We start from the raw sequence: 20,435 nt of genomic DNA on the forward strand, positions 1-20,435 counted from the left end.
CCCGTGCGCGAGCTCAGTTGTCGCGCTTCTCCTTGATCTTCGCGGCCTTGCCGCGCAGGTCGCGCAGGTAGTAGAGCTTCGCGCGACGCACGTCACCGCGGGTGACGAGCTCGATCTTCTCGACGATCGGGGTGTGCACCGGGAAGGTGCGCTCGACGCCGACGGAGAAGGAGACCTTGCGGACCGTGAAGGTCTCGCGGACACCGGCGCCCTGGCGGCGGATGACTACGCCCTTGAACTGCTGCACACGGGAGCGGTTGCCCTCGATGACGCGGACGTGGACGTTGACGGTGTCACCCGGGCGGAAGGCCGGGATGTCGCTGCGCAGCGACGCGCTGTCGACGGAGTCGAGCAGGTGAGACATGATCGTCTGCTTTCTTCACCGATGCCACAGGTCATCGGCGGGAATGTTCGGAATGAGGATTCGGTAGCTGATCGCGTCGGGCGGGCGTCGTTCCCCCTGTGGCAGGGGCGCACGCTGGACGTACAGCAGCGGCCTATTGTTCCACGGCTTCCGGGTCTCGCCCAAATCGGCCGTCGGGGCCGGGCCGCCAGCCCAGGATGGAGAGCATCTCGCGGTCCTTCTTGTCGAAGACCGACGGGTCGCAACGCTCCACGAGATCGGGCCTGTTGCGGGTGGTGCGCCGCAGCGCCTCGTCCCTGCGCCAGCGCGCGATCTTGCCGTGGTGGCCGCTGAGCAGCACGTCGGGAATGCCCTGGCCGCGCCACTCGGGGGGCTTGGTGTAGACGGGCCCTTCGAGGAGGTTGGCCATGGCCCCGGGCGCGAAGGAGTCGTCCCGGTGGGACTCGGCGTTCCCGAGGACACCGGGCAGCAGTCGCGCGACGGCCTCCGTGATGACGAGCACGGCGGCCTCCCCGCCGGCCAGCACGTAGTCGCCGATGGAGACCTCGTAGACCGGCATCCGGGTCGCGTACTCGTCGATGACGCGGCGGTCGATGCCCTCGTAGCGCGCGGGCGTGAAGACCAGCCAGGGGCGCTCGGAGAGCTCGACGGCGAGCTCCTGGGTGAAGGGGCGGCCGCTGGGCGTGGGGACGACGAGGGCGGGGCCGTGGGACCCGGACTCGTAGCCGTCGGCGAGCACGTCGTCGAGGGCGTCGCCCCAGGGGCCGGTCTTCATGACCATGCCGGGGCCGCCGCCGTACGGGGTGTCGTCGACCGTGTTGTGCCGGTCGTACGTCCACTCCCTGAGGTCGTGCACCCGTACGTCGAGTTGCCCGCGCGCGCGGGCCTTGCCGACGAGGGAGACGTTCAGCGGGTCGAGGTACTCGGGGAAGATCGTGACGACGTCGAGCCGCATCAGACGCCGCCCGCCTCAGAGCGCTTGCCGGAGCCGTCGCCGGAGTCCTCGTCCGCGTCGCGACTGGAGACGATCTCGGCGCGGTCGTCGATGAGCCCGGGCGGCGGGTCGATGATCGCCCGCTGCTCCTCGAGGTCGATCTCGGTGACGATCTCCTCGACGAAGGGGATCATCACCTCGCTGCCGTCGGGGCGCTCCACGATGAACAGGTCCTGCGAGGGCAGGTGCGAGATCTCGGTGATCCGGCCGACCTCGACCCCGTCCGTGGTGACCACGTCCAGGTCCATCAGCTGGTGGTCGTAGAACTCGTCCTCGTCCTCCGGCAGTTCCTCCGGGTCGACCTCGGCGATGAGGAGCGTGTTGCGCAGCGCCTCGGCGGCCGTACGGTCGCGAACGCCCTCGAAACGGAGCAGGAGGCGGCCGCTGTGCACGCGGCCGGTCTCGATCGTCAACGGCCCCGCGGAGGCGGGGTCGGTGGCGAGCACGGCACCGGGGCCGAGCCGCAGCTCGGGCTCGTCGGTGCGTACCTCGACGGTGACCTCGCCCTTGATGCCGTGGGCGCGGCCGATGCGCGCGACTACCAGCTGCACGTGAACAACTCTCCTGTCATACGGCCACGGGCCGGGGACGGCCCTGAGGCCCTCCCCGGCCCGAGCCGGTGCTTCATGTGTCGCCGAACCGTTGGTCCGGCTCAGCGAACCTGGTCCACGTCGACGAGGTCGACGCGGACACCGCGGCCGCCGATGGCGCCCACGACGGTACGCAGGGCACGCGCGGTGCGGCCGTTGCGGCCGATCACCTTGCCGAGGTCCTCGGGATGAACCCGGACCTCGAGAACGCGCCCACGGCGCAGGTTGCGCGAGGCGACCTGCACATCGTCGGGGTTGTCGACGATGCCCTTCACGAGGTGCTCAAGAGCCTCCTCGAGCATGCTCAGGCCTCGGTGGACTCGGTGGACTCGGCCGGGGCCTCGTCCGCCTTCTTGTCAGCCTTCTTGGCCTTCGGGGTGATGGCCTCACCCTTGGCGTCGTCGCCCTCGAGACCCTTGGTGAAGGCCTCGAACGCGGCGCGCTTGTCCTTGGGCTCCGCGACGAGCAGCGGCGCGGGGGCCGGCAGGCCCTTGTGCTTCTGCCAGTCACCGGTGAGCTTCAGGATGGCCATGACCGGCTCGGTCGGCTGGGCGCCGACGGACAGCCAGTACTGGGCACGCTCCGAGTTGACCTCGATGCGCGAGGGGTTCTGCACCGGGTGGTACAGGCCGATCTCCTCGATGGCCCGGCCGTCACGGCGGGTACGGGAGTCGGCGACGACGATGCGGTAGTGAGGCGAACGGATCTTGCCCAGACGCTTCAGCTTGATCTTGACTGCCACTGGAGTGGTGTCTCCTGGTCTTGACGTGGTTGGGCACAACGGGATGCCACGTGGGGTTGCGGTACTCGGAGTGCCCGATGGACGCGTCAGCCGGAGGCGAGAGGGTTCCTATGCGGCTGTCGAGTACAGCTAGCCATTGTGCCATACGCCGACGGGGCGGCCGAACCCTCCCCCGAGCTCTGAACGAGCAGGGAGGTGCCCCCATCGAACGCCCCGCAGCAGGTCGCGCACCCTCACCGAAGACCGGCCGGAGATCACCCGACGCCCGCGCCCACGGCCTCCGGGATGCGGAACGGTTTGCCGCAGCCGCCGCAGACGATCGGGGCCTGGGCGAGGACCGAGGGCACCACGCGCACATTGCGCCCGCAGTCGCAGACCGCCTTGACGCGGACGCCGCCCCCGGAGGAGCCGTGCCGCGCGGCCGGGCCGCGGAAGCTGCGCTTGGTGTCCGCGGCCGTGGCCACGGTGTGCGCCTTGAGGGCGCTCTTGAGCCGCTCGATCGTCGGACGGTAACGCTGCTTCGCCTCGGGGTTCAGTGTCACCAGCGAGAAGCCGCTGCTGGGGTGCGGCTCCTCGGGGTGGTCGAGGCCCAGCTCTTCGGCGATCGCGAGGAATCTGCGGTTGTGGTACCGGCCGGCGCGGGAGGTGTCGCGGACTCCTCGGGCGGCGGCGATGCCATGGACTGCCTCATGGAGGAGTCGCTCGAAGGAGAGCTCGTGTCCGCAGGCGGACGACGACTCCCCGATCAGGGATTCGGGCGCGGCTAGATCTGGCAGCTCAGGGTGGTGCCGCTGAATATCGGCCCACGCCTGTGCCAGCTCTGCGGCGAGAACAGGTGGTGTCGTGCTCACGTCGTGACAACGAGCCGGGATGCCTCTGTGTTCCTATTCCGGGGCATCCCAAATAATTTGCACGTACCAGTCAGTTGCCGCTCATGCGTCCGGACGAGGGCGGGTGCGCTGATCTGCGGAGAAGCCTCACAGCTCACACCAAGGTGGTGCGTAGGTATACGTACGCCCCGGCGCGTAGACGATGTCCGCACGCCGGGGCGACTGTGTCCCTCTGATGCGCAAGGGGCCTTTCGGCCTCTCTCGCGCCGCTCGCTTCGTAGGTGCGGTGGCTCAGTACGCGCGCGCCACGACGGCGACGTTACCCGGCGCGTCATCCGCGTCCGGCACCGCCCCGTCCTCGGTGACCAGACACCGTACGGAGACGGAGTGCTCGGCCAGCGCGGCCTCGCCCGCCTCGCCGAGCACGGCCCACGGGATGCGGGCCCAGCCGCCCGAAGCGGCGGCCTCGACGGCCTCGTCGACCGTCGTCACCTCGGTCGTACGGGACTCACGGCGCTCGCGGGCCTGCTTCAGGAGCAGCGCCTGGTCCTCCTCCAGGACGGTGGGCAGCAGCGCGGCGAGCGCCTCTACGGCCACCGGCTCCTTGCCGCCCGGGATGCGCCTGGCCAGCATCGCCGTGCCGTTCTCCAGGTCGCGCGGGCCGATCTCGACGCGTACGGGCACTCCCTTGAGCTCCCAGTCGACGGCACGGCGGCCGAACGGGGTGTCCGTGCGGTCGTCGACATGGACACGGATGCCGGCCGCCTCCAGGGCGCCGCCGATCTCGTGGACCTTGGCCAGAACCGCGTCGTCCCCTTTGATGGCCAGCACCACGACCTGGGTGGGGGCGAGCCGGGGCGGGATCCTCAGGCCGTTGTCGTCGCCGTGCATCATCACGAGCGCGCCGATCATGCGGGTGGTCGATCCCCAGGAGGTCTGCCAGACCAGTTCCTGCTTGCCCTCCTTGGACAGGTACTGGGTGTGGAAGGCCCTGGCGAAGTTCTGGCCGAGTTCGTGGCTGGTGCCCAGCTGGAGGGCCTTGCCGTCGCCCATCATGCCTTCGAGCGTGAGGGTGTTGATGGCGCCGGCGAAGCGCTCCTCGGCGGTCTTGCGGCCGAGGACGACGTCCATCGCGAGGACCTCCCGCATGAAGTCCGCGTACACGTGCCGGTGGATGCGGGCCGCGAAGTCGCGGGCCTCCTCGTACGTGGCGTGCGCGGTGTGCCCCTCCTGCCAGAGGAACTCCGTGGTGCGCAGGAAGAGTCGGGGGCGCAGCTCCCAGCGGACGACGTTCGCCCACTGGTTGATGAGAAGGGGCAGGTCGCGGTAGCTCTGCACCCACTTGGCGAAGTACTCGTTGATGATCATCTCGGAGGTGGGGCGGACGACGGCGGGCTCCTCCAGCTCCTTGCCGCCGCCGTGCGTGACCACGGCGAGTTCGGGCGCGAACCCCTCGACGTGCTCGGCCTCCTTGTGGAGGTACGACTGCGGGATCAGGAGCGGGAAGTACGCGTTCTGGGTGCCCGTCTCCTTGATGCGGGCGTCCATGTCCTGCTGCATCCGCTCCCACAGGCCGTAGCCGTACGGTCGGATGACCATCGTGCCGCGCACCGGACCGTTGTCGGCCAGTTCGGCCTTGTTGACGATGTCCTGGTACCAGCGCGGGAAGTCCTCTGCCTGAGGCGTGAGAACGGGTGTCTTGGCCATGGCGCGCATGCTACGGCGCGATTACGCCCGGTCGGCAATCTTTTTTCCCCCGTCCGGCCGCGCGGCCCGGCGCGCGAAGGCCCTTGGGAACACCCCCTAGACGGAACGACGGATGCGGAGTTCTCTGGCATACGGGGGAACTACGAGCGCACATGTACGGGGCGGACGAACCGCAGGAACACGCCACAGCAGTAACTCTCGGCGGATTGGGGCGCTTTCGATGACACCTACGCTCGTGCAGCGGCACCTCCCCCACGCGGGGCGCGTGCCCCGAGTGGACCTGTGCGCACGCGCGCGTGACTGGGCGGAGATACAGGAACGGATGCTGGTCCCGCTCTACGAAGCGGTCTACGAACGGCTGGAGGTCGGCGCGGCGGCCGGTACCCGGCTTCTCGGCCTCGGCTGCGGCTCGGGGCTCGCCCTTTTGATGGCGGCGTCGCGCGGCGCGGCGGTCACGGGCGTCGAGGCGGCCGCGCCCGAGCGGCTCGCACTGGCCAGAGAGCGTCTCCAGGGCGAGACGTGGGGCACGCGCGCGCGTGGCGACACGCGACTGGCGGAAGGGGGCCCCGGGGACGCGGCGGAGCCGGACGATCCGCCGTACAACCTGATCACCGCGTTCCAGCCGATCGGCTGCATGGCGGGTGACTCCGAGGGGCTCGGCGCGCTCCTGGAGTCGGCGTCGCCGTTCGCCGAGCGGGGTACTCCCGTGGTGCTGGCCGGCTGGGGCCCGCCGGAGCGGTGCGCGACGTCGTCGGTCCTGCGGGTCGCGACGAAACTCGCCGATCCGCTGCGCAGCGCGGGCAGCTGGCGGCCCGCGCTCCGCGACGACCTGGAGGAGGTCACGCACCGGGCCGGGCTGAGGCCGGACGGCTCGGGCCGGGTCGCCTGTCCGTTCGGCTACGCGGACGTGGACAGCGCCGTGCGCGGGCTGCTGTCGACGGGCTTGTTCGACGCGGCGATCGGCGCGACGGACCGGTCCCAGGTCGAGAAGGAGATGACGGAGGCGCTGCATCCGCATCAGCGGCAGGACGGGACGGTGTGGATGCCGAACGTGTTCCGCTACGTGATCGCGCGCACCCCGTGACGGTCGCTAGTCGTCCGTCGCCGTCCCCTGGCCGTCGGTGTCCTGAGTCCCGTGAGTCCCCTGAGTCCCCTGCGCCTCCTCGTCCTTGGTGAGGCGGATGACGCCGGCGACGCGGTAGGCCTCCGCCTCGTCCAGGGTCTCGTTCGCGAGGAGTGCCGCGGCCAGGGCGTCCAACTGGCCGCGGTGGTCGCTGAGTTTGGTGCAGGCCTCCTCGTAGCACTCGTCGACGATCCGGCGCATCTCGTGGTCGATGGTGTCGAGGGTGTGCGGCGCGGCGGAGAGCCCGTACGCCTGCTGGGCGTCGCTCGGCAGGGCGGAGAGGCGGCCGATCCGGTCGCTCATGCCCCAGCGGGCGACCATGCCGCGCGCGATGTTCGTGACCTGTTCGAGGTCGTTCTCGGCGCCGGTGGTGACGACCCCGTATACGACCTGCTCGGCCGCCATGCCGCCGAGCGCGCCGATGATGCGGCCGCGCAGGTACTCCTCCGTGTAGGCGTATCTGTCGATTTCGGGCGTGGAGAGGGTGACGCCGAGTGCGCGGCCGCGCGGCACGATGGTGATCTTGCGGACGGGGTCGGCGCCGGGCTGGAGCATGCCGAGCAGGGCGTGGCCGCTCTCGTGGTAGGCGGTGCGGCGGCGTTCCTCGTCCGGCATGACGAGGGGCCGTTCGGCGCCCAGCTGGACCTTTTCCAGGGCCTGGGAGAGGTCGGCCTGGGTGACTTCCCTCTGCCGGCGTTTGACGGCGATGAGGGCGGCCTCGTTGGTGAGGTTGGCGAGGTCGGCGCCGGTCATGCCCGGGGTCGTGCGGGCGACCTGCAGCAGGTCCACGTCCGGGGCGAGCGGGATCTGCCGGGTGTGGATCCTGAGGATGGCCTCGCGGCCGCCGCGGTCGGGCGGGCTGACGGTCACGACGCGGTCGAAGCGGCCGGGACGGGTGAGGGCCGGGTCGAGGACGTCCGCGCGGTTGGTGGCAGCGATGACGACGACGCCCTCGGATCCCGAGAAGCCGTCCATCTCGGTGAGGATCTGGTTGAGGGTCTGTTCGCGCTCGTCGTGGCCGCCCATGGCGGAGCCTCCGCCGCGGGCCCGCCCGATGGTGTCGATCTCGTCGATGAAGATGATCGAGGGCGCCACCTTGCGGGCCTCGGCGAAGAGTTCACGTACGCGCGAGGCGCCGACCCCGACGATCATCTCGATGAACTCGGAGGCGGACGCCGAGAAGAACGGGACCCCGGCCTCGCCCGCGACGGCCCTGGCCAGGAGCGTCTTGCCGGTTCCCGGCGGGCCCGAAAGCAGGACGCCGCGAGGCATCTTCGCGCCCATCTCGCGATAGGCGTCGGGGTTCTTGAGGAAGTCGACGACGTCGCTGAGCTCGCCCTGCACCTCGTCGATGCCGGCGACGTCCGCGAACGTCGTGCGCTGCACGCCGGGCTGCAGCTCGACCGGCTTGGGCGGCTGTTTGCGCCCGAGCATGCCTCCCCCCATGCCGCCGCCCATGCCCTGGCGCATCCGCCGCGCGATGAAGATCCACAGCACGACGAGCAGGAACATCGGGGCGAGGGAGAGGAGGAGGTTGGCGAGGAAGCTGCGCTCCTGGACGACCGGTGAGGCCGTCACGGTGACGTTGTGCTTCTCCAGGTTCGCCCAGAGGTTGTCGTCCGCGAAGGACGGCCGCTGGGTCTTGAACTTGGTGTACGTCTTGCTCGAGCTGTCGCTGTCGCCGGGCGTGGGCTGCTCCTTCTTGAGCTGACCCTGGATCGCGTCGCCCTTGGAGTAGATCTTGGAGACGTTGTTGTCGGCGACCTGCTTGCTGAACTCGGTGTACGAGATCGTCGGCTCGTTGCCCCGGTTGAAGAACGACAGCACGAGGTTGGCGATGAGGTAGACGATCAGGGCGGTCAGGACGAGGCCGCCCCAGCCGCCTGGCATCTTCTTCCGCGGCGGTTTGGCGGGCGATGGAGGCGGAGCCCCCTCGGAGCGCCACGGCTGGTCCGTCCGGTCGCGCGGGGGTACGGGGTTGGCCACGCCTGCTCTCCTCCTGCCGTCACGCCTCCCGCCCATGACCGCACACATCCGGGACCCTTGCCAGTATCCAGAATCCTGGTTACTGTCCGGCTGTGAACGGTTTCGACGAGCGCCTCCTGACGCGCAACGGCCTCGCGGCCCGCCAGCTCGCGGTCCTGCTGCTCGACCACGAGCCCGACACACGACTGCCCCGGGTCCGCGACTTCGCCGAGGAACTGGGGTGCGGGAACGGCACGGTCCAGGCCGCCCTGCGGCTCCTGGAGGAGTCCGGTGCCATCGAGACCGCCGCGCGCGGCCACCTGGGCACCTTCCTGGTGCGCTCCGAGCGCTCCATCCTGTGGCGCCTCTCCGGCCTCGGCACCCTGCTCGCCGCGATGCCCCTCCCCTACTCCCGCCGCTACGAGGGCCTGGCCACCGGTCTGCGTACCGCCTTCGAGGAGGCGGGCACGCCGTTCGCGATCACGTTCATGCGCGGCGCGGGCGCCCGGACCACGGCCCTGCTCGAGGGCAAGGCCGACCTGGTGGTGCTTTCGCGCTTCGCCGCCGACCGGCTGATCGAGGAGCATCCGGTGGAACTCGTCGCCGACCTGGGCCCGGCCACGTACGTGGGCGCCCACGGGCTGCTGCTGCGCGAGGGTGCCTCGCTCGACGCGCCCGGCCTGCGGGTCGCCGTGGACCCCACCTCGGAGGACCAGCGGATGCTCGCCGAGCGCGCGTTCGCCGGGCGCACCGACATCGAGTGGATCGAGTCCTCGTACATGCAGCTGCGCGACCTGTTCGCGCAGAACCTGGCCGACGCCACGGTCTGGAACCTCGACGAGGTGCAGGGCCGGACAGGGATGGGCGGGGAGGTGCTGCCGCTCGGCGACGAGGTCACCCGCGATCTGTCGCTGCGCAACTCCAGCGCGGCGATCATCGGCAGGACCGAGGGCGCCAAGGCGCTCTCCGCGGTGCGGGACGCGGTGGACCTGTCGACCGTGACGGCACTGCAGGCCGAGGTGCTGCGGGGCGAGCGCGTGCCGTCCTACTGAGCCGGCGGGGTGGGGCCGGAAGAATCCGCCCGCCCTTCAGGGTGAATATCCAGAATCCTGATTATTGTCGAATTGCCCCGACCCCGGAAGGAGATCCCATGGACGACCAACTCGCCCTCCGCATCAGGCTGTTCCGCGAAGGCGGCCAGGTCAGGCCCGAGGTCGCCGACTTCGTGACCGCCGAACTCACCGCCCTCGCCGAACGCGGCAACGAGGTCACCGAGCAGACCGCCGGCATGCTCACCAGCCATCTGATGATGGCGCTCACCCGCCTCGTCGACGGAGAGCCGATCGAGCAGTTCCTCACCGACGAGCAGGTGGCCGCGGAACTGGCCGGCCACCCCCACGCCGTGGCCGGCGCCCGCGAGGTCGCCTCCCGCGCCCGCGAGCAGCTCGGCGCCACCCTGCCCGACTCCGAGGTCAACTTCCTGGCCATGCATCTCGCGGTGCTGGCGGGACAGCCATCAACCGACTCCCGACCCCCAAGGAGCACCCCATGAAGAAGATCCTCACCGGTGGCGTAGGCAAGGTCGAGGTCACCGCGACCGTCAAGGCGCTCGCCCTGGACGGCATCGACATCGTCGCCTCCAGCGACATGGACGCCGCGATGAAGCTCCGCGTGGGCCAGGCCGACTTCTACCTCGGCACCTGTCACACCGGCGCCGGCGCCTCGCTCGGCGTCCTCGTCGGGCTCATGGGCCGGCCCGCGTGCCACACCTTCGGGCGTTCCGTACCGACCGAGGACCAGGTCGGCTCCCTGCTCGACGAGGGCAAGAAGGTCTTCGGCTTCTCCATGGACCAGATCGACGTCATCGCTCCGCTGCTCGCCCGCGCCATCGCCGCGCGCCCCTGATCACACCAGGCACCTCCGCCCCGGGCACGAAGGAGATCCCGTGAGCCCCGTGAACACCACTCTCGCCGCAGGTGCGAACCTCGACTTCTCTCTGGCGCAGCAGTTGACCGTGATCGCCCTGTGCGCGCTGACCGCGTTCATCTCGCACATGGCACTGGCCGTCTTCAACGACGGTGTACGCCCGTTCATGCTGGACTTCATCCAGGGCCGGTCCACCCGCGGCGCCACCACCGCGGTCTCCTTCGGGCTCTCCGCCGGGTTCATCTTCGGTCTCGGCGCGCCGATGGCCCTGTCCACCGGCGTGCTCAACCCGTGGCTGCTGTTCCTGCCCACGGACATCCTCGGTCTGCTCGCCCCGAAGAAGTGGATCGCGCCGATCCTCGGCGGTGCCTGGGGCGCCGTCGTCGTGTTCGGCCTGAACGGCGCGAACAACGTGGCCCACGACCTGCCGGTCGACTTCCTCACCGCGATGCAGCAGATGTCGACGCCGATCCTGTTCCTGTTCACGCTGTTCCCGGTGCTGGCGATCACCAAGCAGTTCGGGCGCGTGTGGGGCGGCGTCGCGGGCGTCCTCGAACTGGCCCTGGTCGTGATGACCATGAAGATCTGGCCGAACATGTTCGCGGGCGCGCTCGCCATGGCGGTCGGTGTCCTGATGCTCATCGGTCTCGCGATCGCCAAGGACGTCCGGGAGCGCAAGGCGGCGCGGGCCGAGGGCGGCGGCGTCGAGGAAGTGGTCCTCGCGGACGACCCGATGGCGTCGCTGTTCAGCGCCAGCGCGGCGCGACTGCGCACGTTCCTGCCGCTGTTCATGGTGCTCGGCGCGGGTGTCTGCGTGCTCGCGCAGATGCACATATTCGGCGGTGGTGAGGCCACCAGCTTCCTGATCGCCAAGGGGCACTACAGCGAGGCCGCCCAGGTGGACTTCTACCGGGTGTTCGGCTTCGTCCCGCTGATCGCCACGACGGCGCTCGCCTCGGGGGCGTACGGCATCGCGGGCTTCACGCTCGTCTATCCCATCGGCTATCTGCTGCCGAACCCGTTCCTCGCGGCGATCGTCGGCGCGGCCGTGTTCGCCGTGGAGGTGCTCGCCCTCTCCTACATCGGCAGGTTCCTCGGCAAGCTGCCGAGCGTGCGCGACTCGTCGGAGCATCTGCGCAGCGCCATCACCGACACGCTCCAGCTGGCGATCCTCTTCGGTTCGCTGATGGCGGCCAACGCCATGGGCGCCGGGCTCGGCATCCTCGTCGTCGGCGGGCTCTATCTGCTGAACGAGGCGATGGGCCGGCCGGTCGTACGGATGGCGGCCGCTCCCGCCGCGGTGATCGTCGGCGGCATCCTGCTCAACCTCCTGTACTGGCTCGACCTGTTCACCCCGGTCAAGGGCTGAGGCCGGGTACGTACGCCGGGAAGGAAACCCATCGCACCATGCACACCCCGCCCCTCATCCACACCGTCACCGGCCCGCTTTCCCCGGCCGCCGTACGTGGCCCGGCGCTCGCCCACGAGCATCTGGTGCTCGACCTCGACCGGCGCGGGGACGGCGGCGCGGTCCTCGACCCGCAGACGCACGGGCCGGCCGTCACGGCCGAACTGGCCGCTCTGCGCGAGGAGTTCGGCCTCGCCCTGGTGATCGAGCTGACCTGCCGCGGCATGGGGCGAGACCCGCGCGCCCTGGCCCGGATCTCCCGGGACGCGCAGGTCGCCGTCGTCGCGGCCACCGGCTGGTACTACGAGCCGTTCCACCCGCCCGAGCTGGCCGGCGCGGGGGTCGGACAGCTGGCCGACACGCTGGTCCGCGAGATCGACGGAGGCCTCGGGTCCACCGGCGTCCGGCCGGGCGTCCTCGGCGAGGTCGGCAGCCATGGTGACGTGCCCGGCGAGCCGGAGTCGCGTGCGCTGCGCGCCGCGGCGCGGGCCGCCGTCGCCACGGGCCTGTCGGTCGCCACGCACGCGCAGCTCGGCCGCGGCGGGCTCGCCCAGCTGGAGCTGCTCACCGCCGAGGGCCTCGCCCCGCACCGGATCTCGATCGGCCACCAGGACCTCCTCGACGATCCGGCCGTGCACAAGGAGCTGGCCGCGAGCGGCGCGTACGTCGCGTTCGACACCGTCGGCAAGGAGAGCTACCAGAGCGACGACGTCCGGCTCCGGCTGCTGCTCGCTCTCCTCGAGGCCGGCTACGCCGACCGTGTCCTGCTCAGCTGCGACATCTCGCGCCACGGCTATCTGGAGCGCGAGGGCGGTCAGGGTTACGGGCATCTGTTCCGGTCGTTCCTGCCCCGGGCGCGGGCCGCGGGCGTGGACGACGCCCTGGTGGACCTGATGACACGCCGCAACCCGCTGCGCTTCCTGACCGGCGCGAGCGTGGAGGAGATCTGACGATGACGCCCACCCACCCGGCCGCACCCGCGCTCCCCGAGACGTTCCCGCTCGCCACGATCCCGGTCGACGAGGCGATGGCCCGGCAGTTCCGGCTGATCGAGTGCACGACCGCGCACTTCGCCGGCGAGGAGCTGTTCGGCGCCGACGCGGGCGTCGTGCCCGGTCTCGGCCGGCCCCGCACGACCGCCAGGGCCGAGGCCGTGCTCGCCGACTTCTTCGGGGCCGAGGACGCCGCCTTCGTCCAGGGGGCGGGGACCGGAGCGATCCGTGCCGCGCTGAACGCCGCCGTGAGCGCGGGCGATCCGCTGCTGATCCACAGGGCGCCTGTGTACCGGACCACCGAGGTCACGCTGCGCGGCATCGGTGTACACACCGAAGAGGTCGACTTCAACGACCTGGGCGCGCTGCGCGAGGCCCTCGCTTCGGGGCGCTTCCCGTGGGCGTACGTCCAGCACACCCGGCAGCGGCTCGGCGACTCGTACGACCCGGGCGAGGTGCTCGCCGCGTGCCGGGCGGCCGGGGTGCGCACGGTCGTCGACGACAACTACGCCGTGCTGCGCGTGCCCGCGTCGGGCGTCGAACTCGGCGCGGACGCCTCCTGCTTCTCGCTGTTCAAGCTGCACGGTCCCGAAGGCGTGGGCATCGTCGTCGGAGCGCGTGACCTCGTCGCACGGGTCCGGGCGGACAACTACTCGGGCGGTGGTCAGGTCCAGGGCCATCAGGCGTTGGACGTGCTGCGCGCCCTGACGCACGTGCCGGTGATGTGGGCGGTGCAGTCGCGGGTGGGCGCCCAGGTCGCCGAGCGGCTCACCGCCGGCGAGGTGGACGGTGTCGCCGAGGTCCGGCTCGCGAACGCGCAGGACCGGTGTCTGCTCGTGCGCCTCGACCGGCCCGTCGCGCGTGAACTCCCCGCCGTCGCCGCCCGGTTCGGTGCCGCGCCCTACCCCGTCGGCTCCAACTCCCGTTACGAGATCGCGCCGCTTTTCTACCGCATGTCCAGCTCGTCCCTCGACGACTCCCCCGGGCTCGCGGACTGGACGGTGCGGATCAACCCGATGCGGGCGGGCGCCGACCTCGTGATCGACATCCTGCGCCGCTCCCTCGACGTGCTGAAGCACCACGCAAAGGACGACTGACCGTGTTCCTCGACAGTCTGCTCACCCGCAACCCCGGGCTCGTCGACGCCGCGGCCGACCTCCACCGACGGGGCGCGATCCCGCCCGACACGTACGTCATGGATCTCGACGCGATCGAGTCGAACGCCGCGCTGCTCGCCGCCGAGGCCGGCCGGCTCGGGCTCACCCTCTGGTTCGTCGTGAAGCAGCTCGGCCGCAACCCGGAGCTGATCAGGGCCATCGCCCGGCACATCCCGAAGTACGCGGCCATCGACGCGCCCGAGGCCCGCACCCTGCACGCGGCGGGGGCGCGGGCGGGCAATCTCGGCCACCTCGTGCAGATCCCGCGCCGCGCGCTGCCCGAGATGCTGGCCTGGCGCCCGGAGACCGTGACCGTCCTCGACGTCGACAACGCCCGCGCGGTCTCGGACGCGGCCCGCGCGCAGGGCTTCGTACAGGACGTCCTCGTCCGCCTCGAAGGAGCGGAGGGCGCGGTCTATCCCGGGCAGGAAGGCGGCGTTCCGCTCGGCGCGCTCGACGACTTCGCGGCCGTCGTCGAACAGTTGCCGGGCGTGCGGATCGCGGGCGTCACCGCGTTCCCGTGTGTCCTGTGCGACCCGGCGACGGGCACGCCACGCCCCACCGCCAACTTCGAACTCGCCCTCAAGGCAAGCGAGTTGCTCACCTCGCGCGGCCACGAGAGCCTGAAGCTGAGCGCCCCGAGCGCCACCTCCATGGCCAGTCTCCCCCTGATCGCCGAACACGGCGCGACCCACGGCGAGCCGGGCCACTCGCTCACCGGCACCACGCCCCTGCACGCACGTGACGCCGGCCAGCCCGAGAAGCCCGCGTGCGTCTACGTCACCGAGGTCGCCCACACCCTCGCCGACGGCCGGCTCGCCGTGTTCGGCGGCGGCTTCTACGCCCGCGCGCACATCGGTTCGGCGCTGCTGCCCCGCTCGGAGCAGCGTCTCGCGGTGCAGGACGCGCCCGCGGAGAACATCGACTACTACCGGCTCCTCGACGCGCCCGCCCCCGGCCGCGCCGTCGCGGCGGGCGACACGGCGCTGCTCGCGTTCCGCACACAGATCTTCGTGACCCGCTCGACGGTCGCCGTGGTGGCGGGCCTGTCGTCCGGGTCGCCGCGCCTGACCGGCCTGTACGACGCGCAAGGAAGGGCCCTGTGATGAGCAAGACCGTCATCGTCGTCATCGACGGATTCGGGGTCGGCGCCATGCCGGACGCGGGCGCCCTGCGCCCGGGCGACCTGGCGGCGGACACCTGCGGCCACGTGCTCGACCGGTGCCGCGAGGCGTTCGGGCGGCCGCTGCGACTGCCCTCGCTCGGCGCGCTCGGGCTGGGCCTGGTGCACCCGCACCCGGATCTCGCGCGCCGCACCCATCTGCCGGTGGCGGCGGGCCGGGCCGGGCTCGGCTACCCCGGCGCGGACACGTACGCGGGCCACCAGACGATGATGGGCGCCGACTTCAGCAGGGTGACGGTGGCGCGGCTCGGCGACCACCTCGACGAGGTCACCTCGGCCCTGGAGGCCGCGGGCCACCGGGTCGAACTCCTCGATGGCAGGCCCCTGGTGGTGGTCGACGGGGCCGTGCTCGTGCACGACAACCTGGAGGCCGACCCCGGTATCAACTGGAACACCTCGGGCCGCCTCGACGACGTGGGCTTCGACGGGATCCTCTCCGTCGCACGCACGGTGCGTGCGGTGGCACCCGTCGCACGGGTGATCGCGGTGGGCGGCCACGCGAGCGCTCCGCTCTCCGGCTTCGTACGCGAAGGGGACGGCGGCACGGTCGGCCTCGACACCCCGGCGAGCGGCTTCTACCGCAACGGTGGCCTCGAGGTGCGGCACCTCGGCGCGGGCCTCGACCACACGCGCCAGCTCCCGGACCTGGCGGCGCGGGCCGGGATCCCCGTCACCCTCGTCGGGAAGGCCGCGGACATCCTGGCCTGCGACGACGCCGTGCGGCGCCCGGCCGTGCCGACGGCGGACGTGCTCGCGTACACGCTCGAAGCCGTTCGCGCGGAGGGCGAGGCGCTGGTCGTGGCCAATGTGCAGGAGAGCGATCTGGCCGGGCACCAGCAGGACGTGGAGCGCTACGGGCACGTCCTGGAGCAGGTCGACGCGGGCCTCGCGGCGCTCGTCTCGCTGCTCGACGCGGACGGCGACCGGCTGATCGTGACCGGCGACCACGGCAACGACCCGACGATCGGCCACGCCTTCCACACCCGGGAGTTCGTGCCGGTCCTCGTCCACCGCCCGGGTGCGGCCGGTGTCGAACTGCTGCCGGACGCGGGCAGCCTGGCGGACGTGGGCGCGACGGCCGCGGCGGCGCTCGGCCTCGATCCGGCGGGGCTCGCCAACGGCACGCAGATCAGTCGGGCGGCGGCGCGAGCCGCGTGACCCGCCCATGCGTGAGGGGCGCCCGCCAGAGCGGGCGCCCCTCACGCATGACGGCGAAGTGGCCGGTCAGCCCATGAACTTCTTGAACTCGTCGGGCAGTTCGAAGTTCTTGCCCTGGTCGGCGGCGGGCAGGCCGAACGCGTTGCCGCTCTGACCGGCGGCCTCGCGGCGCACCGCCTCTTCCTCTTCCTGCTGCTTGCGCTTCATCGGGTTCCCGGAGCGCTGCTTGCCCTTGGCCTGCTTCTGCTTCTTCTTCTGCCGGCCGGGGCCACCGCCCATGCCCGGCATCCCGGGCATCCCCGGCATGCCGCCGCCCTGCGCCATACGGGACATCATCTTGCGGGCCTCGAAGAACCGCTCGACGAGGTTCTTCACCGCGCTGACCTCGACGCCCGAACCACGGGCGATACGGGCGCGGCGCGAGCCGTTGATGATCGTGGCGTCCGCGCGCTCGGCCGGGGTCATCGACTTGATGATGGCGGCCGTGCGGTCGACGTCACGCTCGTCGAGGTTGTTGATCTGGTCCTTCATCTGCGCCATGCCGGGCAGCATCCCGAGCAGCTTGGAGATGGAGCCCATCTTCCTGACCTGCTCCATCTGGGCCAGGAAGTCGTCGAGCGTGAAGTCCTGGCCCTTCTTGGAGGCCAGCTTGGAGGCCATCTTCTCGGCCTCCTGCTGCGAGAAGGTCTGCTCGGCCTTCTCGATCAGCGTGAGCATGTCGCCCATGCCGAGGATGCGGGACGCCATGCGGTCCGGGTGGAACGCGTCGAAGTCGTCCAGCTTCTCGCCGTTCGAGGCGAACATGACCTGGCGGCCGGTGACGTGCGCGATCGACAGGGCGGCACCACCACGGGCGTCACCGTCGAGCTTGGAGAGCACCACGCCGTCGAAGCCGACACCGTCACGGAAGGCCTCGGCGGTGTTGACCGCGTCCTGACCGATCATGGCGTCGACGACGAAGAGGACCTCGTCGGGCGAGACGGCGTCGCGGATGTCCGCGGCCTGCTGCATGAGCTCCTGGTCGATGCCCAGGCGGCCGGCGGTGTCGACGATGACGACGTCGTACTGCTTCTGCCGGGCGAACTCGACGGAGTCCTTGGCGACCTGGACCGGGTCGCCCACGCCGTTGCCGGGCTCGGGCGCGTAGATGCCGACGCCGGCGCGCTCGGCGACGACGCTCAGCTGGTTCACGGCGTTGGGGCGCTGGAGGTCACAGGCGACGAGCAGCGGCGCGTGGCCCTGCCCCTTCAGCCAGTGGCCGAGCTTTCCGGCGAGGGTCGTCTTACCGGCACCCTGGAGACCCGCGAGCATGATCACGGTGGGCGGGTTCTTGGCGAACCGCAGGCGCCGGGTCTCGCCGCCGAGGATGCCGATGAGCTCCTCGTTGACGATCTTGATGACCTGCTGGGCGGGGTTCAGCGCCTGGGAGACCTCCGCGCCGGCCGCACGCTCCTTGACCTGCTTGATGAAGGCGCGGACGACGGGCAGGGCCACGTCCGCTTCGAGCAGGGCGATGCGGATCTCGCGCGCCGTGGCGTCGATGTCCGCCTCGCTGAGGCGCCCCTTGCCGCGGAGGTTCTTGAATGTCGCTGCGAGGCGGTCGGAAAGAGTGTCGAACACGGCGGTCGCGAATCCTCGGGTTGGTGGGCGGGCGGACAGGTCGTCCTCCAGGGTATCCGGAGGTGTCCAGTGGGGTCTCCACCCCATTCGTACGAACCGTTCCCGAGGCCCTGAGCAGCGCTCCCGGGGAGACCGGCGCTCCCGCCCGCCGGCCTCCCCCTCGGCCCCGCTACCCCCGCAGCGCCCCTTCCAGCGCGCCCGCCACCGCGGCCGCGTCCGCCGCGGGGAGCGGCTCTCCCTCGGCCCGCGTGACATAGAACGCGTCCACCGCGTTCGCCCCGAGGGTCGACACATGCGCGGACCGCACCCACACGTCCGCGGTCTCCAGCGCCCGGCCGATGCGGTGCAGCAGGCCCGGGGCGTCCTGCGCCCGGACCTCGATCACCGTCGCGTGCCGCGAGGCGGCGGGGGCGACCGTCACCCGGGGCGGCGGCGCCACGGTGCCGCGCCGCCGGGGATACGCGGCGTCCCGCTCCGCGAGCCGGGCAGCGATGTCCAGGGAGCCGTCCAGGGCCCGTACGAGATCCGCGCGCAGCCGGGCGGCCTGGGGCAGGGAGCCGTACTCTGCGGCGACCCGCCAGTCGAGGAGCAGCACCGAGCCCGGCACCTGGGCGGGCAGGTCGAGGGCGCGCAGCTCCGCCGTGCGCACGGTGAGCCGGTGCATGGCGAGCACCCCGGCGACGGCGGGCAGCACGCCGGGCTGGTCGGGGACGGCGATGAGCAGTTCGACGCCGAGGGGCTCCGGGTCGGCGGGCGCGGCCTCGGCGCCTTCGGCGTCCCGGTCGACGGGCGCCTCGGTCTGCGCGCGCAGGGACAGCACCGGGCCGCCCGTGCGGAACGCCTCCAGGGCCAGCCGCTCCTGTTCGGCCGTGGGCTCGGCCGCGGCGGGGCCGTCGCCGGCCTCGGGGTCCTCTCCCGCGAGGACGGCGGCGACCCGCTGGACGAGGTCGGTGACGAGCGACCCGCGCCACGAGGACCATGCTGCGGGCCCGGTGGCGAGCGCGTCCGCCTCCGTCAGGGCGTGCAGCAGTTCGAGCGTCCCCACGGAGCCGACGGCGTCCGCGACGGCCCGCACCGTCGCCGGGTCCTCCAGGTCACGCCGCGTCGCCGTCTCGACGAGCAGCAGATGGTGGCGTACGAGGGTGGCGACGACGGCGACGTCCGCGCGGTCGAAGCCGATGCGCGCGGCCACGTCCTTCGCGATGATCTCGCCGGCCACGGAGTGGTCGCCCGGCCAGCCCTTGCCGATGTCGTGCAGGAGCGCGGCGACGAGCAGCAGGTCGGGGCGGCCGACGCGGCGCGTGAGTTCGGCGGCGCGCACGGCGGTCTCGACGAGGTGCCGGTCGACGGTCCAGGTGTGCACGGCGTTGCGCTGCGGCCTGCACCGCACCCGCTCCCAGTCGGGCAGCAGCCGCGTGATCAGGCCCTCGGCCTCCAGCGCCTCCCACACCTCGACGGTCGGCCGGCCCGCGCCGAGGAGCGTCACGAGCTGTTCGCGGGCCTCGGCGGGCCACGGTGTGGGCAGGGGGCGCGCCGCGGCGGCCATCCTGCGAACGGCGTGCAGGGACAGCGGCAGTCCGGCCTGCGCGGCGGCCGCGGCCGCTCGCAGCGGCAGCACGGGGTCACGCTCGGGCCTGGCCGCACGGGCGAGAACCGCCTCGCCGTCCTGCTCGACGACGCCTTCGGCGAGCGGTGACCGCTCGGTGACGGGCTTGCTCCCGCCGCCCAGCATGGCGCGCAGCCGGGGTCGCACGGCCCGCGACTTGAGCACGCGCCCGACCTCGCGCCAGGTGACGTCGCTGGCGTACGACACGGTGCGCGCGGCCTCGTAGACCTGGCGGAGCAGGGTGTCGGCGTCGAGGAGGCCGAGTTCCGCCGCGACCTGGTCCTGCTCCTGGAGGGCGAGGCGGTCGGTGGCGCGGCCGGTGGTCAGGTGCAGGGCGTCGCGTACGTCGAGGAGCCTGCGCCGCGCGTCGGCGAGGCCTTCCCTGGGGGCGTCCGCGAGCCACGACGCGGCGACGGCGCGCAGCGCGGTGGCGTCCCTGAGCCCGCCCCTGGCTTCCTTGAGGTCGGGTTCGAGGAGGTACTGCAACTCGCCCTGACGCTCGGCCCGTTCGTCGCACAGGTCGCGCAGTTCGGGCAGGCGTCTGGGCGCCTGGTTGCGCCAGTCGGCGAGGACGGCGGTGCGCAGGCCCGCCGTCAGGCCGAGGTCGCCGGCGATGTGCCGGGCGTCGAGGAGGCCGAGCTGCACCTTGAGGTCCTCGGCCGCCGTCTTACGGGCCTCCGCGGGCGTTCGCACGGAGTGGTCGAGGGCGAGCCCCAGGTCCCACACGGGGTACCAGACGTGGTCCGCGAGCGAGGCGATGGCACCCGGGGCGGCGTTGCCGTCGTGCAGGAGCAGCAGGTCGAGGTCGCTGCGCGGGGACAGCTCGCCGCGTCCGTAGCCGCCGACGGCGACGAGGGACACCCCGGTCAGCTCGCGCGCCCCGGCGGTGAACAGCTCGCCGAGCCAGCCGTCGGTCAGCTCGGCGAGCGCCGAACGGCGCGGCGGCCCGGACCGCGCCTCCCCGTGGAGGAGGCGCAGCCGGGCCGCCGCATAGCCGCTGGGTGCTGAATCGTCATCGTCCGATTTTCCGGTCTGCACATCCACACTCGTCACCCAGCGACTCCTCTGTT

At 71.7% G+C, this 20,435-nt stretch carries 19 protein-coding genes; 9 read left to right on the top strand and 10 right to left on the bottom strand.

Annotated elements, in window-relative coordinates:
- Positions 1-13 precede the first annotated feature (13 nt).
- The 7 genes from rplS to proS all read right to left on the bottom strand — a co-directional run bounded on the left by rplS (position 14) and on the right by proS (position 5,227).
- Entirely contained in the window at positions 14-364 is a 351-nt protein-coding gene (rplS, locus tag ACFC96_RS18255; protein ID WP_054235359.1) for a 50S ribosomal protein L19, read from the bottom strand.
- Positions 365-497: 133 nt separating this feature from the next.
- On the bottom strand, positions 498-1,319 hold the full coding sequence (gene trmD / locus ACFC96_RS18260; protein ID WP_376259154.1) for a tRNA (guanosine(37)-N1)-methyltransferase TrmD: 822 nt from the start codon (positions 1,317-1,319) through the stop codon (positions 498-500).
- Positions 1,319-1,909, bottom strand: a complete 591-nt coding sequence (gene rimM / locus ACFC96_RS18265; RefSeq protein ID WP_376259157.1) for a ribosome maturation factor RimM — start codon at positions 1,907-1,909, stop codon at positions 1,319-1,321. The genes trmD and rimM overlap by 1 nt, the downstream gene beginning before the upstream one ends.
- A 101-nt stretch (positions 1,910-2,010) precedes the next feature.
- Positions 2,011-2,250 (bottom strand): RNA-binding protein, encoded by a 240-nt coding sequence (locus ACFC96_RS18270; protein WP_376259160.1) that lies wholly within the window; start codon positions 2,248-2,250, stop codon positions 2,011-2,013.
- Between the two features lie 2 nt (positions 2,251-2,252).
- Positions 2,253-2,690, bottom strand: coding sequence for a 30S ribosomal protein S16 (gene rpsP, locus ACFC96_RS18275; protein ID WP_116509370.1), 438 nt, complete (start codon positions 2,688-2,690; stop codon positions 2,253-2,255).
- A gap of 254 nt (positions 2,691-2,944) precedes the next feature.
- Positions 2,945-3,541: a hypothetical protein gene (locus ACFC96_RS18280; protein WP_266559563.1), complete on the bottom strand. Its 597-nt coding sequence runs from the start codon at positions 3,539-3,541 to the stop codon at positions 2,945-2,947.
- Positions 3,542-3,811: 270 nt separating this feature from the next.
- Positions 3,812-5,227, bottom strand: a complete 1,416-nt coding sequence (gene proS / locus ACFC96_RS18285) for a proline--tRNA ligase (protein ID WP_376259162.1) — start codon at positions 5,225-5,227, stop codon at positions 3,812-3,814.
- 220 nt (positions 5,228-5,447) lie between these two features.
- On the opposite strand from proS, the gene ACFC96_RS18290 reads away from it, so the two are divergent.
- Complete coding sequence (locus ACFC96_RS18290; protein ID WP_376259164.1) at positions 5,448-6,311, top strand: SAM-dependent methyltransferase; 864 nt, start codon at positions 5,448-5,450, stop codon at positions 6,309-6,311.
- A gap of 6 nt (positions 6,312-6,317) precedes the next feature.
- Here ACFC96_RS18290 and ftsH read toward each other — a convergent pair whose 3' ends face one another.
- Positions 6,318-8,336, bottom strand: coding sequence for an ATP-dependent zinc metalloprotease FtsH (gene ftsH / locus ACFC96_RS18295; RefSeq protein WP_376613126.1), 2,019 nt, complete (start codon positions 8,334-8,336; stop codon positions 6,318-6,320).
- Between the two features lie 92 nt (positions 8,337-8,428).
- On the opposite strand from ftsH, the gene yhfZ reads away from it, so the two are divergent.
- The 8 genes from yhfZ to ACFC96_RS18335 all read left to right on the top strand — a co-directional run bounded on the left by yhfZ (position 8,429) and on the right by ACFC96_RS18335 (position 16,139).
- On the top strand, positions 8,429-9,367 hold the full coding sequence (gene yhfZ / locus ACFC96_RS18300; protein WP_376613128.1) for a GntR family transcriptional regulator YhfZ: 939 nt from the start codon (positions 8,429-8,431) through the stop codon (positions 9,365-9,367).
- A gap of 98 nt (positions 9,368-9,465) precedes the next feature.
- A complete protein-coding gene (locus ACFC96_RS18305) occupies positions 9,466-9,867 on the top strand; it encodes a PRD domain-containing protein (RefSeq protein WP_376259170.1) in 402 nt (133 codons plus the stop codon).
- A complete protein-coding gene (locus tag ACFC96_RS18310) occupies positions 9,864-10,220 on the top strand; it encodes a DUF2620 domain-containing protein (protein ID WP_376259171.1) in 357 nt (118 codons plus the stop codon). The genes ACFC96_RS18305 and ACFC96_RS18310 overlap by 4 nt, the downstream gene beginning before the upstream one ends.
- A 49-nt stretch (positions 10,221-10,269) precedes the next feature.
- The gene (locus ACFC96_RS18315; RefSeq protein WP_376259433.1) at positions 10,270-11,610 is read left to right on the top strand and encodes a YhfT family protein; all 1,341 of its coding nucleotides are present in this window, start codon (positions 10,270-10,272) and stop codon (positions 11,608-11,610) included.
- Positions 11,611-11,648: 38 nt separating this feature from the next.
- Positions 11,649-12,599 (top strand): phosphotriesterase, encoded by a 951-nt coding sequence (locus ACFC96_RS18320; RefSeq protein WP_376259173.1) that lies wholly within the window; start codon positions 11,649-11,651, stop codon positions 12,597-12,599.
- A 2-nt stretch (positions 12,600-12,601) separates the two neighbouring features.
- Entirely contained in the window at positions 12,602-13,738 is a 1,137-nt protein-coding gene (locus ACFC96_RS18325) for an aminotransferase class V-fold PLP-dependent enzyme (RefSeq protein ID WP_376613130.1), read from the top strand.
- A gap of 2 nt (positions 13,739-13,740) precedes the next feature.
- Entirely contained in the window at positions 13,741-14,904 is a 1,164-nt protein-coding gene (locus ACFC96_RS18330; protein ID WP_376613131.1) for an alanine racemase, read from the top strand.
- Complete coding sequence (locus tag ACFC96_RS18335; protein WP_376613132.1) at positions 14,904-16,139, top strand: phosphopentomutase; 1,236 nt, start codon at positions 14,904-14,906, stop codon at positions 16,137-16,139. Before ACFC96_RS18330 ends, ACFC96_RS18335 begins: the two co-directional genes overlap by 1 nt.
- A 66-nt stretch (positions 16,140-16,205) precedes the next feature.
- On the opposite strand, the gene ffh is transcribed toward ACFC96_RS18335, so the two are convergent.
- Together ffh and ACFC96_RS18345 are read right to left on the bottom strand one after the other, a co-directional pair.
- Positions 16,206-17,759: a signal recognition particle protein gene (gene ffh, locus ACFC96_RS18340; protein ID WP_376613134.1), complete on the bottom strand. Its 1,554-nt coding sequence runs from the start codon at positions 17,757-17,759 to the stop codon at positions 16,206-16,208.
- A gap of 169 nt (positions 17,760-17,928) precedes the next feature.
- Complete coding sequence (locus ACFC96_RS18345; protein ID WP_376259180.1) at positions 17,929-20,418, bottom strand: [protein-PII] uridylyltransferase; 2,490 nt, start codon at positions 20,416-20,418, stop codon at positions 17,929-17,931.
- Positions 20,419-20,435: the final 17 nt, after the last annotated feature.

Origin of the sequence: Streptomyces sp. NPDC055955 (assembly GCF_042270245.1) — a bacterium.
In the GTDB taxonomy this organism is placed as follows: Bacteria; Actinomycetota; Actinomycetes; order Streptomycetales; family Streptomycetaceae; genus Streptomyces.

Excerpts from the sequence above, each read along its gene's own strand:
- rplS (WP_054235359.1), bottom strand. The coding sequence starts at position 364 with ATGTCTCACCTGCTCGACTCCGTCGACAGCGCGTCGCTGCGCAGCGAC.
- trmD (WP_376259154.1), bottom strand. The coding sequence starts at position 1,319 with ATGCGGCTCGACGTCGTCACGATCTTCCCCGAGTACCTCGACCCGCTG.
- ACFC96_RS18270 (WP_376259160.1), bottom strand. The coding sequence starts at position 2,250 with ATGCTCGAGGAGGCTCTTGAGCACCTCGTGAAGGGCATCGTCGACAAC.
- proS (WP_376259162.1), bottom strand. The coding sequence starts at position 5,227 with ATGGCCAAGACACCCGTTCTCACGCCTCAGGCAGAGGACTTCCCGCGC.
- ACFC96_RS18290 (WP_376259164.1), top strand. The coding sequence starts at position 5,448 with ATGACACCTACGCTCGTGCAGCGGCACCTCCCCCACGCGGGGCGCGTG.
- ACFC96_RS18305 (WP_376259170.1), top strand. The coding sequence starts at position 9,466 with ATGGACGACCAACTCGCCCTCCGCATCAGGCTGTTCCGCGAAGGCGGC.
- ACFC96_RS18310 (WP_376259171.1), top strand. The coding sequence starts at position 9,864 with ATGAAGAAGATCCTCACCGGTGGCGTAGGCAAGGTCGAGGTCACCGCG.
- ACFC96_RS18320 (WP_376259173.1), top strand. The coding sequence starts at position 11,649 with ATGCACACCCCGCCCCTCATCCACACCGTCACCGGCCCGCTTTCCCCG.
- ACFC96_RS18325 (WP_376613130.1), top strand. The coding sequence starts at position 12,602 with ATGACGCCCACCCACCCGGCCGCACCCGCGCTCCCCGAGACGTTCCCG.
- ACFC96_RS18335 (WP_376613132.1), top strand. The coding sequence starts at position 14,904 with ATGAGCAAGACCGTCATCGTCGTCATCGACGGATTCGGGGTCGGCGCC.